This window comes from Acinetobacter minutum (genome assembly GCF_035916735.1).
Taxonomy (GTDB): Bacteria; Pseudomonadota; Gammaproteobacteria; order Pseudomonadales; family Moraxellaceae; genus Acinetobacter.
This window is the reverse complement of sequence record NZ_JAQIHG010000006.1, coordinates 1-12,950: the sequence shown is the minus strand read 5'-3', so window position 1 is coordinate 12,950 and position 12,950 is coordinate 1. Positions and strand designations below refer to the sequence as shown.

The following is a 12,950-nucleotide window of genomic DNA, read 5'->3' as shown; positions in this document are numbered from 1 at the left end:
ACGACTCCTTATGCTTGAACAGATTCTTGAAATAGTTGTTGATAACGACGGCATTGCTCGGCTGTCAAGGCAAAGATGCCTGAACCGCCTTTCTGGAATTTCAACCAGTGGAAATCAACGGTATTGAAGTTTTGCTTCATCGCCCATTCACTGTTGCCGACTTCAATCACAATCAGACCATCTTCGGTTAAGTAATCTGCGGCCTGCGCCAACATTTTACGCACTAAATCCAAACCATCCTGACCCGCAGCAAGGGCCAACTCAGGTTCATGCAAAAACTCTTCTGGCAAATCAGCCATATCTTCTGCATCCACATAAGGTGGATTAGAGACAATCAGGTCGTACTGGTTTTCAGCCGGGATCTTCGCAAACAGATCTGACTCCAACAAAGCCACCTGATATTGCATGTTGTGATGTTCAACATTCAGTGCAGCCACTTCAAGTGCATCTTTCGAGATATCCGTCGCATCAACTTCTGCATCTGGGAAAGCATAGGCCAATGCTACTGCGATACAGCCCGAACCGGTACACATATCGAGAATACGGCGTGGCATTTGTGGATTTGGATTTTCTGGTAAGGCATTTAAAGCCTCGCGCATTTCACCATTTTCATCCAAGCAATACGGCGCAAAACGCTGCTCGATCAATTCGGCAATTGGAGAACGTGGAATTAACACACGCTCGTCCACGTAGAAGGGCTTGTTACAGAAATAAGCCAGATTTAATAAGTATGAAGTTGGAATACGCTCATTGATCCGGCGCTGCAATAAATCTAAAAATTCTGCTTTTTCACTCGGCAATAGTTTTGCATCAAGAATTTCAGCATCGGCATTCCATTCCAAAGCCAGTGTTTGCAACACGAGAGCAGAGCTTTCTGCAAAATAATCCTCAGTCCCTTGCCCTAAATGTGCATCATATTGGCGTAATGCCGATACACCAAAACGAATAAAATCACGAATTGTACTTAGATGCTCCGCGGCTTCTTGTAAGCTTTCAGGGCTAATAGTCGGTCGCTCCACTCAGCGCTCTCCAAAGGTATCATTGCAAAAAACGCTCTATTCTACCTTGTTTTTCCCGCACATAGCAGCTTTTGTCGAGTAAGAGCTTATCGTAAGCACGAAAAACCCTTTAGAGAAACAACCGAACTTTAATTCATTAGATTTGAGCATGCCATTTACCTAGAATTAGGTTGTGCTGAATTTGCTTTAATTATGAACATAAAAAAACCCATGCTAGGCATGGGTAAAGACAAAACTACAACAAGACCACTTGAAAACACATTTAAGTATTGATTATTTTTTAATCTATTTGCAATACAAATTATCTTATTTTTATCCTTTTTAGACTAAAGTCGACATCTGGAATATCCGGTTAATTTTTAGCGTTTAAAATGGTCGATAACCTTATTGCTCTACATAAGGTATCAGGTCAATCATGATGTCTTGCTTGGTCTTATTCTTTTTCAAGGACAAGTTATACATCACTTGCCTCACCGCACAATTCAATACTTCATTTTCTATTTCTACGTATAAAATTTCACCTGTACGTGGAACAGTGTGTAATTTGATGTCATAAACAAAATTACTTAGCTCGCCAAATGCTTCACATGCGGCAAAATGTAATTGGACTTTGATTTTTTTACTCATGGCTTTACCTTGATGTTATTGTTATTTCATTCTGCTTAAAGTTATAACGTGTGATGCTTATTTAATCAATCTAATCAAGAGAGCAGATCTCTAAAAGATTGAGATTTTTCGCCCTGACCTCATATAGAAAACGTTCACTCAAGATATAAATTTATGAGCTATAAACATAACAATCTTCTCGCCATGCGCGAGCGTTACTGGAATGATCAGCACTCAGAGGAAGTTCAGCAAGAAAAACTGTTTTTGCGAGACACTTTAATACGTTATGAAGTCTTTCCAAATCCAGACCTAGAGGATGTCAAATACGTATTTTTCGCACTCCCAAGTATTGTGATTGTCAAAGGCTATGCTCTGGGCTTTCAACATGTACAAGTGCAGTCCATGATTGAACAATTTATTGCAGAGAATAAAAACCGCCTAGCTCAGCGTGAACCTGTCAAAATCCAATTTAGGATGTAAATTCGAGCCGATCCTCTGATTTTGCTGAAACCCAACGGTAACAGAAACAAAACTGTTGTATTAATTTGCAAAATCACCCGCACATTCAGCCAACTCAACTGTTTAAATAAGCCAGGAACATGTAAAATTCTTTATGTTTCATCCTCTGCTCGATTCGCTTAAAGGACTTTATCTTCATGTCAGATCAGAACGATAAGCTTAAACAGTTAAAAACTTCCTCCATGGATCGACGCTTATCGATCGCAAAAGCTTCCCTTCTTGCCGGCACGCGCTGGGCTGCTTCTAATGCAACGTCCATTTTTTCGAGTGAAGCAGATAAAGAAAAAAAGCGTAAACAAGCCATGAAAGAACAGGCGGATTATCTGGTCTCAGAAATCGGCAAATTAAAAGGTTCTATTGTCAAAATCGGGCAAATGATGGCGCTGTATGGCGAACACTTCCTGCCCGAAGAAATTACCCAAGCCCTGAATACCTTAAACAACCAGACGGTTGCCCTCGCCTGGCCAGCGATTAAAGAACAACTTAAAGATCAACTTGGTCACAAGCTTGATGATCTGATCATTGATCACGAACCGATTGGTACCGCATCCTTAGGTCAAGTCCATCGTGCAACACGCAAGTCGGACGGACTTGAACTAGTATTAAAAGTACAATATCCAGGTGTAGCCGATGCGATTGATTCGGATATGAATCTGTTTAAAAATATGCTCAAGCTGACACGGATGGTGCCACAAACACGCGAGTTTGATCAGTGGTTTGATGAAGTTCGTGAAATGATGCATCGGGAAGTGAACTACCATCTCGAAGCCACAACCACACGCCGTTTTGCAGAACGACTCAAAGACGATCACCGTTACATTGTGCCAAAAATCATTGATGAGTATTGTACCAATCGGATTTTGTGCATGACCTTCGAGCGTGGTGTTCCAATCAATAGCCCTGCGATGCTATCCCTTCCACAGGAACGCCGCAACCTGTTAGGTGAAGCCTCCTTAGAAGTCACCGTCCGTGAAATCTTTGAATGGGGTGAAATGCAAACCGATCCGAACTTTGGTAACTATCTGGTTCGACTGGGCAATGGTGCGGATGTACAAGATAAAATTGTCCTGCTTGATTTCGGTGCAATCCGTCAATTTGATGATCACCTCCTGCAACTTGCGCGCCAGTTGATTAAAGCCGGTTATCATCATGATCCACAAGCGATGGTCAATGCCATGACCGGTTATGATTTCTTTGACTCAATTCCACAAAGCATCAAACCTGATATGGCCAAGGTTTTTTTACTCGCCACCGAAGCCTTTAGTGACCCACGAAATAACCGTGAAATGCCTGCGGGTCTTATGGATGAACATGAACGTTATGACTGGAAAAACAGCCAGTTGCATACACGCGTCATGCAACAAGCCAGCAAATCTATGGCATCGCGTTTCTTTAGTGTGCCACCCAAGGAGTTCATGTTTATCAGCCGAAAATTTATCGGTGCTTATACCTTTATGACGGTGATTGACGCGAAAACTAATGTGCGTGCCATGATTCGCCAATACGCTTAATATTTAGAATATAAACCCCAGGAAAGATGTACATAATATGCTTAGGCTATTTACAAGTTAACAGCTCTTCGTTTCAAAATTTAATGTTCAATTAAAAAGAAAATTTCAAATCTATAAAAAAAGCGCCGAAGCGCTTTTTTTATTTCATGCAGTTATTTAATTTTGGCATGAGACTTCAAATATTGGGTGTAGTCATCCAACTCTTGCTGTCCGCGTAATTGCTGATAGAGTTTTCTTAATTCCTGAGCCTGTTCAGGTGCCAGAGCAGCTGCGGCACTCTTGTTAACATTCGATACTGCAACCACAACCAACTCATTTGGCAAAGCGGCTGTTGTAACAGACCAATAACCCGCTTTAGGTGCTGTTAAGCTAAAAGCAGCTCGCTCAATTTCTCGTTTTAAGCCTTGTGAACGTACAAAAGTACCTGCATTTTCAAAAGCCACGCCATATTTCGCCACCACTTCAGCAGCTGGCTTGCTATTAAAATCTTTAAGCATGGCAGCCAATTTTGCTTTTGCTGCATTAAAGGCTTTTTGATCTGTCAATTTTGCTTTAATGACAGGAGTTGCTTGAGCTAAAGACATCACCCCACTTGGTGTATAGTGACTAACTTTAACCCAGATGGTATCGCCATTGGCCAATTGGATACTGCTTGAGGCATTGCGATCACCGTTCTTGACTTCATCATTAAACAGCTTGGCTTTAACGTTCGCATCACTTAGATAAGGATGAACAGTCGAAAGGGTCATACCTTTCACACGTTCAACCCGGGTACCTTTCACTTCTTGTGTAACTACATCCAAGGAATCACTGCCTACCACCATTTCATTCAGACTATTTACGGCATCTGCATAAGCATTCGCAGCTTTTGCTTTCTGAATTTCGGCAGTCAACCGTGCTTTTTCTGTCACTAAACTTGGAACAGTGGTCCCCAAAGTCTTGCTTTGGATCAAATGATAACCATATTGAGTTTTCACTGGTGCAGTTACGGTATTGGCCTGAGCTGATGCCACCGCCTGATCGAATGCAGTACCAAATACGCCTACCGCGTAGCCTTCGATCAGACCACCTTTGCTCTTAGAGTCAGGATCTTCAGAATATTGTGCTGCTGCCTGTGCAAATGGCAAACCTGCTTTGATTTTTGCAAAGACCTGTTGAGCTAATTTTTGTGCTTCTGCATCCCCACGACTCTCTGCAGTGATCAAAATATGTTTCACTTCACGTTTAGCATTTTTACCCTGAGTTTCGACAAACTTGGCATATGCCTGTTGTAATTCAGTTTCTGTCACAGGTGCTGTGGTCGTGGACATTTGTGCAGGTGACAATACGATATAGTCAACATCGACACTCGCGATCTGCTTCAAGCTGTTTTTGTGTTTGTTGTAATAATCACTGATTTCTTGCGCACTAACTTTAATATTTTGCTTATCAGCGTCCAATGAGATGCTAGATAAATGCAGCGTACGCTGTTCAGTCTGTAAATTTGCCACCTGCTGAACATCAACCGGACTCACTAAAGCGTAATCGAGTACGGTGCTAGTCAACATTTTTAATGCATGATCAGCACGCAAGTTCGCGATTAAAGCTTGGCTGGTCATACCTACAGAACGCAGGTAATTTTCATATAAAGCATTTGAGAATTTACCATTTTCCTGGAAACTTGGCTGTTGAGCTAGCATTTGCTCAATTTGGGCATCACTCAAGGAAATTCCCAATTTTTCTGCCTGCTGGATCAATAAAGTACGCGCTGTCAGGCTGTTCAACGCCGCTTTTTCAATAAACGGCTGGTTCAATAGCGTTTCATCACCATTCACCATAGGTAAATACTGCTGTTTATAGTTTTTAATCGTCGCTTCTAATTCTTTTTTCGAGATGTCTTGTCCGTTAACCGTCTGAGCGACATCAGCCTTATTTTTCCCGCTGAAATATCCTTCAATACCTACAAGCGCTAAAGGGGTTAAAAACAAAATAAGAAGAACTTTGCCCAACCAACCCCTAATGACTTTACGAAACGATTCCATAAGTATTCCAATATTTTACTTCGAGCGCATTTTAACTGAAAAGCCCGCATGAATGAACGCATTCAGCCCGGCATTTTGAGCTTTTAATAAAAAAACGCGCCTGTTGGCGCGTTTATAAGTTCAGCCAAATTAGGCAACTGAATCTTTTAAACCTTTACCCGCTTTAAAGCTTGGGACTTTGCTTGCTTTAATTTGTAGTTCTTCGCCAGTTTTTGGGTTACGACCTGTGCGCGCAGCACGCTCTTTCACACCGAAAGTACCAAAGCCAACTAAAGTTACTGTGTCACCAGATTTAAGTGCGTCAGTAATTGAAGCAATTGTCGCGTCCAATGCTTTACCTGCATCAGTCTTAGACAATCCCCCTTTCTCTGCAATTGCATCGATTAATTCTGATTTATTCATGAAACTCGTATCCTCTTAATATCGTTTATTTAAGATCCAAAACTGTCATTGAAACTACTATGATGCCTTTATAGCAATGCTTTAGGGGGAAACGCAATACTTGCCTAAAGCTTTTCAGAAAAATAAATCTCAAAAAATCATTGAAAAATAGTGAAAGTATTAAATTATTTTTATCACTGCACAATCTGGTGCAGCATGTCCATGATGAGGCAATCATGGATAAAATTTGCACTATTTTAACACTTGCAAAAGCCAGCTATTACTTTATTGAAAATTTAATTGATTTTTCATGAATTCATAAAGCAGAAGTGAGGTTTTAGCTATCCCAAAGTAAACGTCCAATTCATCACAGACTAGCCCAACAGACAATTTAGACACTGCTATTTCTCTTTGGAAAAGTTGCCGATTCGTTGAATTACTGGGATAGCAAAGCATTAAATGGGCGATTTTTCTTCAAAACGTGCACTTCACTCGTACCATTATATTGTTTACTGTTGGTTTTATCGGCAAGCCGCAACAGTAACCAACAAAAATATCTTTATAATATCAAGATTAAAGCTTGAACCTTTTGCTAAAGTGGTCTACAAAGCTGTTTAATTTATTTACAGGCCACGTTTTGGCGCCGTAAAACGATGAATAAAGACTATAAAATCTTTATTGTAGACATGTAGGGTAAATCTAAATGAGTGAAGCGAACCAAAGCAAAGATCAACAGCATATTTTGCTCAATATGCTGATCATTGCTTTAGAAACTGTATTCTCGTTCGTATTGAAATACGATCGAGTGGTTCGTCTACAAACAAAAAAATGGGTAGAACAAAAAGTTTCCGTCAAAATTAACAGCTATATTCCCTATTTTGATTTTTATGTGCAATTTACGCCAAAAGGTATTCTATTCGATTTAACTCCACCAGAAAAAATTGATCTAGAAGTAAATACCACCCTGCTTGACCTGATTCGAATTTTCGTTTTTGCCAACCGTCGCAGTGTAAAACATATGCGGATTCAGGGTGATAGTACGCTAAAAGATGAGTTTTACGATTTAGTCTTACATTTCAGTTTGCCTAAATTGTTGTCTGATTGGAGAGAGTGGCTCAAACAACCGGCCGACGAACAAAATATTGTGGCATCCAAAAAACGTATCCTGCCTTTATTAGAAAAAATTGATCAGCAACGTTCGCAAATCAACAGCCTGCAAGTTGAGGTTAAACAATATAAAAACCGTTTACGCCGTATGCAGCAAAAACAACGCTGGATCAACCTGATTTTCGCCTCTATCACACTGCTATTACTGGCAATCTTACTGTATACTTGGCTCGCAAATTAAGCGCTTACACTGCATTAGAATAAATCAAGCATACTAATATTAAAAAAACTTGACTATTTTAGTCAGGATTCATAAAATCAAATCATCTAGTCTAAACATGTGTATCGAATCATGCGTCTTACTACTCGCGGTCGCTACGCGGTGACTGCTCTACTTGATTTAGCTTTGCAGCCAACTGAACAAACGATCACGCTCGCAGAAATCGCAGCTCGCCAAACTATTTCAGTTGCCTATCTTGAGCAATTATTTGCCAAACTTAAGCGTCATGGTTTAGTTTCCAGCATTCGTGGTGCAAATGGAGGCTACCATTTAGCACGTAAGCCTGAAGACATCACTGTTTTAGAGATTATTGAAGCTGTAAATGAAACAGTCGATGCCACCCGTTGTGACCATAAAGGCAATTGCCAAAATGGTGCAATGTGCTTGACTCACGATTTATGGCACGAACTCTCCCACCACATTGCCGATTATCTCGCCAAAATCACCCTAGCTGATCTGGTTGCACGTGACCACGTACAAACCGTCGCCATTCGCCAAAACACTTCAGCTTACGATTCCGCCCTTTTATCGGTTACAGGTATTTGACATGAAACGTCCGATCTATCTTGACTACGCAGCAACCACCCCAGTTGATCCTCAAGTCGCTGAACGTATGATGGAATGTTTAACCTTTGATGGTACATTCGGTAATGCTGCTTCTCGCTCGCACGCTTATGGTTGGCAAGCGGAAGAAAAAGTCGAATATGCGCGTGAACAAGTCGCTAATTTGGTGAAAGCGGATCCTCGTGAAATTGTCTGGACCTCAGGTGCAACAGAGTCAGACAACCTTGCACTTAAAGGTGTAGCACAGTTCTACGCTTCTAAAGGCAAGCACATCATTACGAGCCAAATTGAACACAAAGCGATTTTGGACACTTGCCGTGAGCTTGAATCAGAAGGTTTTGAAATTACCTATCTTGAGCCACAACCACAAACCGGTTTGATCACACCTGAAATGGTAGCGGCTGCCCTTCGTCCTGATACCATTCTTGTTTCATTAATGATGGTGAACAACGAACTTGGAACTGTGACTGATGTTGCGGCGATCGGTGAATTGACACGTGCCAACAAGACCTTCTTCCACGTAGATGCTGCACAGGCCGCCGGTAAGGTTGAAATTGATCTTTCAACTTTAAAAGTAGACTTGATGAGCTTCTCTGCCCATAAAGCATATGGTCCTAAAGGTATTGGTGCTCTCTTTGTACGCCGTAGCCCACGTGTGCGTTTAAAAGCTCAAATGCATGGTGGCGGTCACGAACGTGGTATGCGTTCAGGCACATTAGCAACTCATCAAATTGTAGGTATGGGTGAAGCGTTTGAACTCGCTGGGAAAAATCTGCAAGCTGAACAAGCACGTTTGCGTATTTTACGTGACAAACTTTGGAATGGCTTACAAGAGCTTGAACAAGTATTCCTGAATGGTCACCCAATCCAAAACGTACCGAACTTCCTGAATGTCAGCTTCAACTTTGTTGAAGGTGAGTCATTAATGATGGCATTGAAAGATGTAGCGGTATCTAGTGGTTCAGCATGTACATCAGCGACACTAGAACCTTCTTATGTATTACGTGCATTGGGTCTTTCTGATGAACTTGCCCATAGTTCAATCCGTTTCAGTTTTGGTAAATATACCACTGAAGAAGATATCGATTATGTCATCGAAATCTCAAAAACAGCTGTAAATAAATTACGTGAACTTTCACCGCTTTGGGATATGTACAAAGACGGGATTGATCTTTCTAAAGTTGAATGGACAGAACACTAATTCGTTGAAATTAGTGTTTTACCCCTCATATTAATATTAGGCTGACCCCGAGGTTTGGAGAAGCAACATGGCTTATAGTGATAAAGTAATTGATCATTACGAAAACCCTCGTAATGTGGGCGTTCTAGACAAAAATGCTGAAAACGTAGGCACAGGTATGGTCGGTGCACCGGCTTGTGGTGACGTGATGCGTTTGCAAATCCAAGTCAATGATGAAGGTGTGATTGAAGAAGCACGCTTTAAGACTTATGGTTGCGGTTCAGCCATTGCATCTAGCTCGTTAGTAACCGAATGGTTAAAAGGAAAAACTCTAGACGAAGCACAGGCAATTAAGAATATCGATATCGCGAAAGAACTTGCGTTACCTCCTGTAAAAGTACACTGTTCTGTACTTGCAGAAGATGCAATTAAAGCTGCGATTGAAGATTACCGTAGCAAAAAAACGTAAGCTTAATTGTAGTGTGACCTGGATAAATTAACGGAGTTTTCATGATCCATTTAACTGAAAATGCTGCAACTCATATCAGCAATTACTTAAAAAATCGCGGTAAGGGTGAAGGCATTCGCGTTGGAGTGAAAACTTCAGGCTGTTCAGGCTTGGCCTATGTGCTTGAGTTTGTTGATGACATCGATGCACATGACCAAGTATTTGAACAGTTTGGTGTTAAAGTGTTCGTAGACCCAAAAAGTTTAGTCTATCTTGATGGTATGGAGATGGACTACGTGAAAAATGGGTTAAATGAAGGCTTCGAATTTAATAATCCAAATAAAAAAGGTGAATGTGGTTGCGGTGAATCCTTCACTGTTTAATCCACCTCTCTTCACTGAGCATTAAAACAGTGTATATTACACTGTTTTAATTGCATTTAATTATCGTGGAAATCATCTCCCATGAATCATTTTGAGTTGTTCGACCTTCCTGTAGCACTCGATATTGATTTAGCAGCTTTAAAATCACAGTTTTTAAAATTGCAGCAACAATATCATCCTGATAAAGCAACCGACAAAGAGCAGGCATTGATTCAATCGAGTGAGATTAATCAGGCCTATAAAGTCCTGTCTGCGGTTGATAGTCGTGCAGCTTATCTGTTGAGCTTAAAAAAACAGGATCATCACCTCGACCAATCCATTCATGATTTTGAGTTTCTACAATCTGCTCTCGAAATCCGTGAACAACTGGATGAAGCCCAGGATTCCACGCAACTTCAAACCCTAAAAGACGAAGTTAAACAGTGGATTGATGGACTCATCAGAGAATTCAAGATTGATTATCAAGATGAAGACTGGTCTGAAGCACGTGATACCGTACGCAAATTGCGTTTCTTCCAACGTGTTATGAATGATATTGAAAAAGCTGAAGATCAACTACTTGATGATGACAGCTTTGACCTCGATGATGACTTCTAAACCAAACCTATCATGATTTGTTTTCAAGGGATTTAACACATGGCACTCTTGCAAATTGCAGAACCAGGTCAATCAAGTGCGCCGCATGAACACCGTATTGCGATTGGTATTGATTTGGGAACTACCCACTCGCTTGTAGCAACAGTGCTTTCAGGTAAAGCCAAAGTCCTTAATGATGAACAAGGTCGTGTATTACTTCCTTCTATTGTTCATTATTCGGAAAACTCGACTGAATATGGCGATGAAGCCAAACCGTTCATTACTAGCGATCCGAAAAACACCATTGTATCTGTAAAACGTTTTATGGGACGTTCACAAGCAGACATAAAATTCCAGCATCCTTATGATCTGGTAGGTGAAGCGAATGAAATGCCTGCTTTTGAAACACGTGCAGGACGAAAAACTCCAGTTGAAATTTCTGCCGAGATTCTTAAGCAGTTAAAAGAACGTGCTGAAAAAAGCCTGCAAAATCCGATCAATGGTGCAGTCATTACCGTTCCTGCCTATTTTGATGAAGCACAGCGCCAAGCAACACGAGATGCAGCCCAGTTAGCCGGTTTAAACGTATTACGTCTACTCAATGAACCTACTGCTGCTGCTGTGGCCTACGGTTTAGATCAAGAAACCAATCTGGAAACCGACCGCAACTATGTCATTTATGACTTGGGGGGCGGCACTTTTGACGTTTCTATTTTGCGTTTTTCACAAGGCGTTTTCGAAGTTTTAGCAACAGGTGGCCATACTGCACTCGGTGGTGATGACTTAGACCGCCTGATTGTAAAATGGGCCAAGAAACAGCTAAATCTGGACATCCTGGATGATCAGCAATATGCCCATGCGATTGTCGCTGCACGTCAAGCTAAAGAAGCTCTCACAGATCATCACTCGGTCTCTCTAGAGATGGTTGGGCAAACTTTACAGCTCGACCGTGCAACCTTTGAAGAGATCATCCAAGTTGCTTTGGACAAAACCATCAGTGTATGTAAACGTGTAATGCGCGATGCCAAGCTTGAACTGGATGAGATTCAAAATGTCGTATTAGTAGGTGGCTCAACACGCTCCTATGCTGTACAGAAAGTTGTTGCTGAAGTTTTCCAGCAAACACCTCTTTGTACAATCAATCCAGATGAAGTCGTTGCGATTGGTGCAGCCATTACCGCCAACCAATTAATTGGTAATAGCCAAGATGGCTCATTACTTTTGGATGTTACTCCACTGTCTCTAGGTTTGGAGACGATGGGCGGATTAGTTGAACGTCTGATTTCACGCAATACCGCGATTCCAGTGGCACGTCGTCAAGAATTCACCACCTATCAGGATGGTCAGACAGCAATGCTGATTCATGTGGTACAAGGTGAACGTGATCTCGTCGAGCACTGCCGCTCACTTGGCCGTTTTGTATTGCGTGGTATTCCACCTATGACCGCGGGCCAAGCCCGTATTGAAGTCACTTTCCAGGTGGATGCAGATGGTTTGCTTACTGTAACTGCCAAAGAAACCACTTCAGGTGTACAAGCCCATATCGACATTAAGCCATCCTATGGTTTATCGGAAACCGATACCGAACGCTTATTACTTGAAGGTTTCAAGTTTGCGGAAGAAGACAAACAGTTACGTCATCTTCAAGAAACCAAAGTGGAAGCTCAACGGGAACTAGAAGCTTTGGAACAAGCCCTGAAAGCCGATGCTCATTTGTTGACTGAGCAACAACTAACAGCGCTACAAGAAGCAAAACTTCAGTTAGAACTACAACTCAATCATGCTGATATCAAATCGATTGAAAATGCAGTACAACAACTGAAAGTTCACAGTGATGCTTTTGCTGCATTACGTATGAATCAACATGTTGATCAGGCCTTAAAAGGCACCAAGCTGGATGACTGGTCAAACTCAAACCAACCATAGGTGAAGATTATGCCACGTATTAAAGTTCTACCGCATGCACAAATTTGCCCCGAAGGTGCTGAGTTTGAAGTTGAAAAAGATGCCAATCTTTGCCAAAGCCTGCTCGATCACAATATCAAGATTGAACATGCCTGTGATATGTCATGTGCATGTACAACCTGCCATGTGATTGTACGTAAAGGTTTTGACAGTCTGGAAGAAATGAACGATGTTGAAGCAGACCTACTTGATCGCGCATGGGGCTTAGAACCAGATTCACGTCTCTCCTGTCAGGTGATTGTTGAAGATGAAGATCTAGAAATTGAGATTCCGAAATACACCATCAATCATGCCTCAGAAAGTCACTAAACTTGTAAGCGTCCGCTGAACCCCATGCCTATTTTTTAATTTGAGTTGGATTTCCAGCGATGTGGCAGTAATTCTTCTATT

The 12,950-nt window shown here is 41.5% G+C and carries 14 protein-coding genes; 10 read left to right on the top strand and 4 right to left on the bottom strand.

Going from position 1 to position 12,950, the window contains the following annotated elements; translation table 11 throughout:
* Positions 1 to 8 precede the first annotated feature (8 nt).
* Together prmB and PAE54_RS04155 are read right to left on the bottom strand one after the other, a co-directional pair.
* Positions 9 to 1,019, bottom strand: a complete 1,011-nt coding sequence (gene prmB / locus PAE54_RS04160; RefSeq protein WP_326518543.1) for a 50S ribosomal protein L3 N(5)-glutamine methyltransferase — start codon at positions 1,017 to 1,019, stop codon at positions 9 to 11.
* 384 nt (positions 1,020 to 1,403) lie between these two features.
* Positions 1,404 to 1,646: a hypothetical protein gene (locus PAE54_RS04155; RefSeq protein ID WP_326518542.1), complete on the bottom strand. Its 243-nt coding sequence runs from the start codon at positions 1,644 to 1,646 to the stop codon at positions 1,404 to 1,406.
* Positions 1,647 to 1,799: 153 nt separating this feature from the next.
* Between PAE54_RS04155 and PAE54_RS04150 the strand changes: the two genes are divergently transcribed.
* The gene (locus PAE54_RS04150) at positions 1,800 to 2,105 is read left to right on the top strand and encodes a hypothetical protein (RefSeq protein ID WP_273779193.1); all 306 of its coding nucleotides are present in this window, start codon (positions 1,800 to 1,802) and stop codon (positions 2,103 to 2,105) included.
* 176 nt (positions 2,106 to 2,281) lie between these two features.
* The gene (locus PAE54_RS04145; RefSeq protein ID WP_273779192.1) at positions 2,282 to 3,655 is read left to right on the top strand and encodes an ABC1 kinase family protein; all 1,374 of its coding nucleotides are present in this window, start codon (positions 2,282 to 2,284) and stop codon (positions 3,653 to 3,655) included.
* Positions 3,656 to 3,807: 152 nt separating this feature from the next.
* Here the strand turns inward: PAE54_RS04145 and PAE54_RS04140 are convergent, their stop codons facing one another.
* Positions 3,808 to 5,676: a peptidylprolyl isomerase gene (locus tag PAE54_RS04140; RefSeq protein ID WP_326518541.1), complete on the bottom strand. Its 1,869-nt coding sequence runs from the start codon at positions 5,674 to 5,676 to the stop codon at positions 3,808 to 3,810.
* Between the two features lie 129 nt (positions 5,677 to 5,805).
* The gene (hbs, locus tag PAE54_RS04135; RefSeq protein WP_273779190.1) at positions 5,806 to 6,078 is read right to left on the bottom strand and encodes a non-specific DNA-binding protein Hbs; all 273 of its coding nucleotides are present in this window, start codon (positions 6,076 to 6,078) and stop codon (positions 5,806 to 5,808) included.
* Between the two features lie 682 nt (positions 6,079 to 6,760).
* On the opposite strand from hbs, the gene PAE54_RS04130 reads away from it, so the two are divergent.
* The 8 genes from PAE54_RS04130 (at position 6,761) to fdx (ending at position 12,869) form a co-directional block, all read left to right on the top strand.
* Positions 6,761 to 7,405, top strand: coding sequence for a hypothetical protein (locus PAE54_RS04130; RefSeq protein ID WP_326518540.1), 645 nt, complete (start codon positions 6,761 to 6,763; stop codon positions 7,403 to 7,405).
* 111 nt (positions 7,406 to 7,516) lie between these two features.
* Positions 7,517 to 7,990: an Rrf2 family transcriptional regulator gene (locus tag PAE54_RS04125; protein ID WP_273779187.1), complete on the top strand. Its 474-nt coding sequence runs from the start codon at positions 7,517 to 7,519 to the stop codon at positions 7,988 to 7,990.
* 1 nt (position 7,991) lies between these two features.
* Positions 7,992 to 9,209, top strand: a complete 1,218-nt coding sequence (locus tag PAE54_RS04120) for an IscS subfamily cysteine desulfurase (protein WP_326518539.1) — start codon at positions 7,992 to 7,994, stop codon at positions 9,207 to 9,209.
* Positions 9,210 to 9,276: 67 nt separating this feature from the next.
* Positions 9,277 to 9,657 (top strand): Fe-S cluster assembly scaffold IscU, encoded by a 381-nt coding sequence (gene iscU / locus PAE54_RS04115; protein ID WP_326518538.1) that lies wholly within the window; start codon positions 9,277 to 9,279, stop codon positions 9,655 to 9,657.
* Positions 9,658 to 9,698: 41 nt separating this feature from the next.
* Complete coding sequence (iscA, locus tag PAE54_RS04110) at positions 9,699 to 10,019, top strand: iron-sulfur cluster assembly protein IscA (protein ID WP_273779182.1); 321 nt, start codon at positions 9,699 to 9,701, stop codon at positions 10,017 to 10,019.
* An 81-nt stretch (positions 10,020 to 10,100) separates the two neighbouring features.
* The gene (gene hscB / locus PAE54_RS04105) at positions 10,101 to 10,616 is read left to right on the top strand and encodes a Fe-S protein assembly co-chaperone HscB (protein ID WP_326518537.1); all 516 of its coding nucleotides are present in this window, start codon (positions 10,101 to 10,103) and stop codon (positions 10,614 to 10,616) included.
* 39 nt (positions 10,617 to 10,655) lie between these two features.
* Complete coding sequence (hscA, locus tag PAE54_RS04100) at positions 10,656 to 12,521, top strand: Fe-S protein assembly chaperone HscA (RefSeq protein WP_326518536.1); 1,866 nt, start codon at positions 10,656 to 10,658, stop codon at positions 12,519 to 12,521.
* A 9-nt stretch (positions 12,522 to 12,530) separates the two neighbouring features.
* Positions 12,531 to 12,869: an ISC system 2Fe-2S type ferredoxin gene (gene fdx / locus PAE54_RS04095; protein ID WP_273779178.1), complete on the top strand. Its 339-nt coding sequence runs from the start codon at positions 12,531 to 12,533 to the stop codon at positions 12,867 to 12,869.
* The last annotated feature ends 81 nt before the right edge of the window (positions 12,870 to 12,950 follow it).

Bases quoted from the DNA above. Each gene is read 5' to 3' on its own strand.
- PAE54_RS04120 (WP_326518539.1), top strand. From the start codon at position 7,992: ATGAAACGTCCGATCTATCTTGACTACGCAGCAACCACCCCAGTTGAT.
- PAE54_RS04140 (WP_326518541.1), bottom strand. From the start codon at position 5,676: ATGGAATCGTTTCGTAAAGTCATTAGGGGTTGGTTGGGCAAAGTTCTT.
- PAE54_RS04155 (WP_326518542.1), bottom strand. From the start codon at position 1,646: ATGAGTAAAAAAATCAAAGTCCAATTACATTTTGCCGCATGTGAAGCA.
- hbs (WP_273779190.1), bottom strand. From the start codon at position 6,078: ATGAATAAATCAGAATTAATCGATGCAATTGCAGAGAAAGGGGGATTG.
- hscB (WP_326518537.1), top strand. From the start codon at position 10,101: ATGAATCATTTTGAGTTGTTCGACCTTCCTGTAGCACTCGATATTGAT.
- PAE54_RS04145 (WP_273779192.1), top strand. From the start codon at position 2,282: ATGTCAGATCAGAACGATAAGCTTAAACAGTTAAAAACTTCCTCCATG.
- hscA (WP_326518536.1), top strand. From the start codon at position 10,656: ATGGCACTCTTGCAAATTGCAGAACCAGGTCAATCAAGTGCGCCGCAT.
- iscA (WP_273779182.1), top strand. From the start codon at position 9,699: ATGATCCATTTAACTGAAAATGCTGCAACTCATATCAGCAATTACTTA.
- PAE54_RS04150 (WP_273779193.1), top strand. From the start codon at position 1,800: ATGAGCTATAAACATAACAATCTTCTCGCCATGCGCGAGCGTTACTGG.
- PAE54_RS04125 (WP_273779187.1), top strand. From the start codon at position 7,517: ATGCGTCTTACTACTCGCGGTCGCTACGCGGTGACTGCTCTACTTGAT.
- iscU (WP_326518538.1), top strand. From the start codon at position 9,277: ATGGCTTATAGTGATAAAGTAATTGATCATTACGAAAACCCTCGTAAT.
- PAE54_RS04130 (WP_326518540.1), top strand. From the start codon at position 6,761: ATGAGTGAAGCGAACCAAAGCAAAGATCAACAGCATATTTTGCTCAAT.
- fdx (WP_273779178.1), top strand. From the start codon at position 12,531: ATGCCACGTATTAAAGTTCTACCGCATGCACAAATTTGCCCCGAAGGT.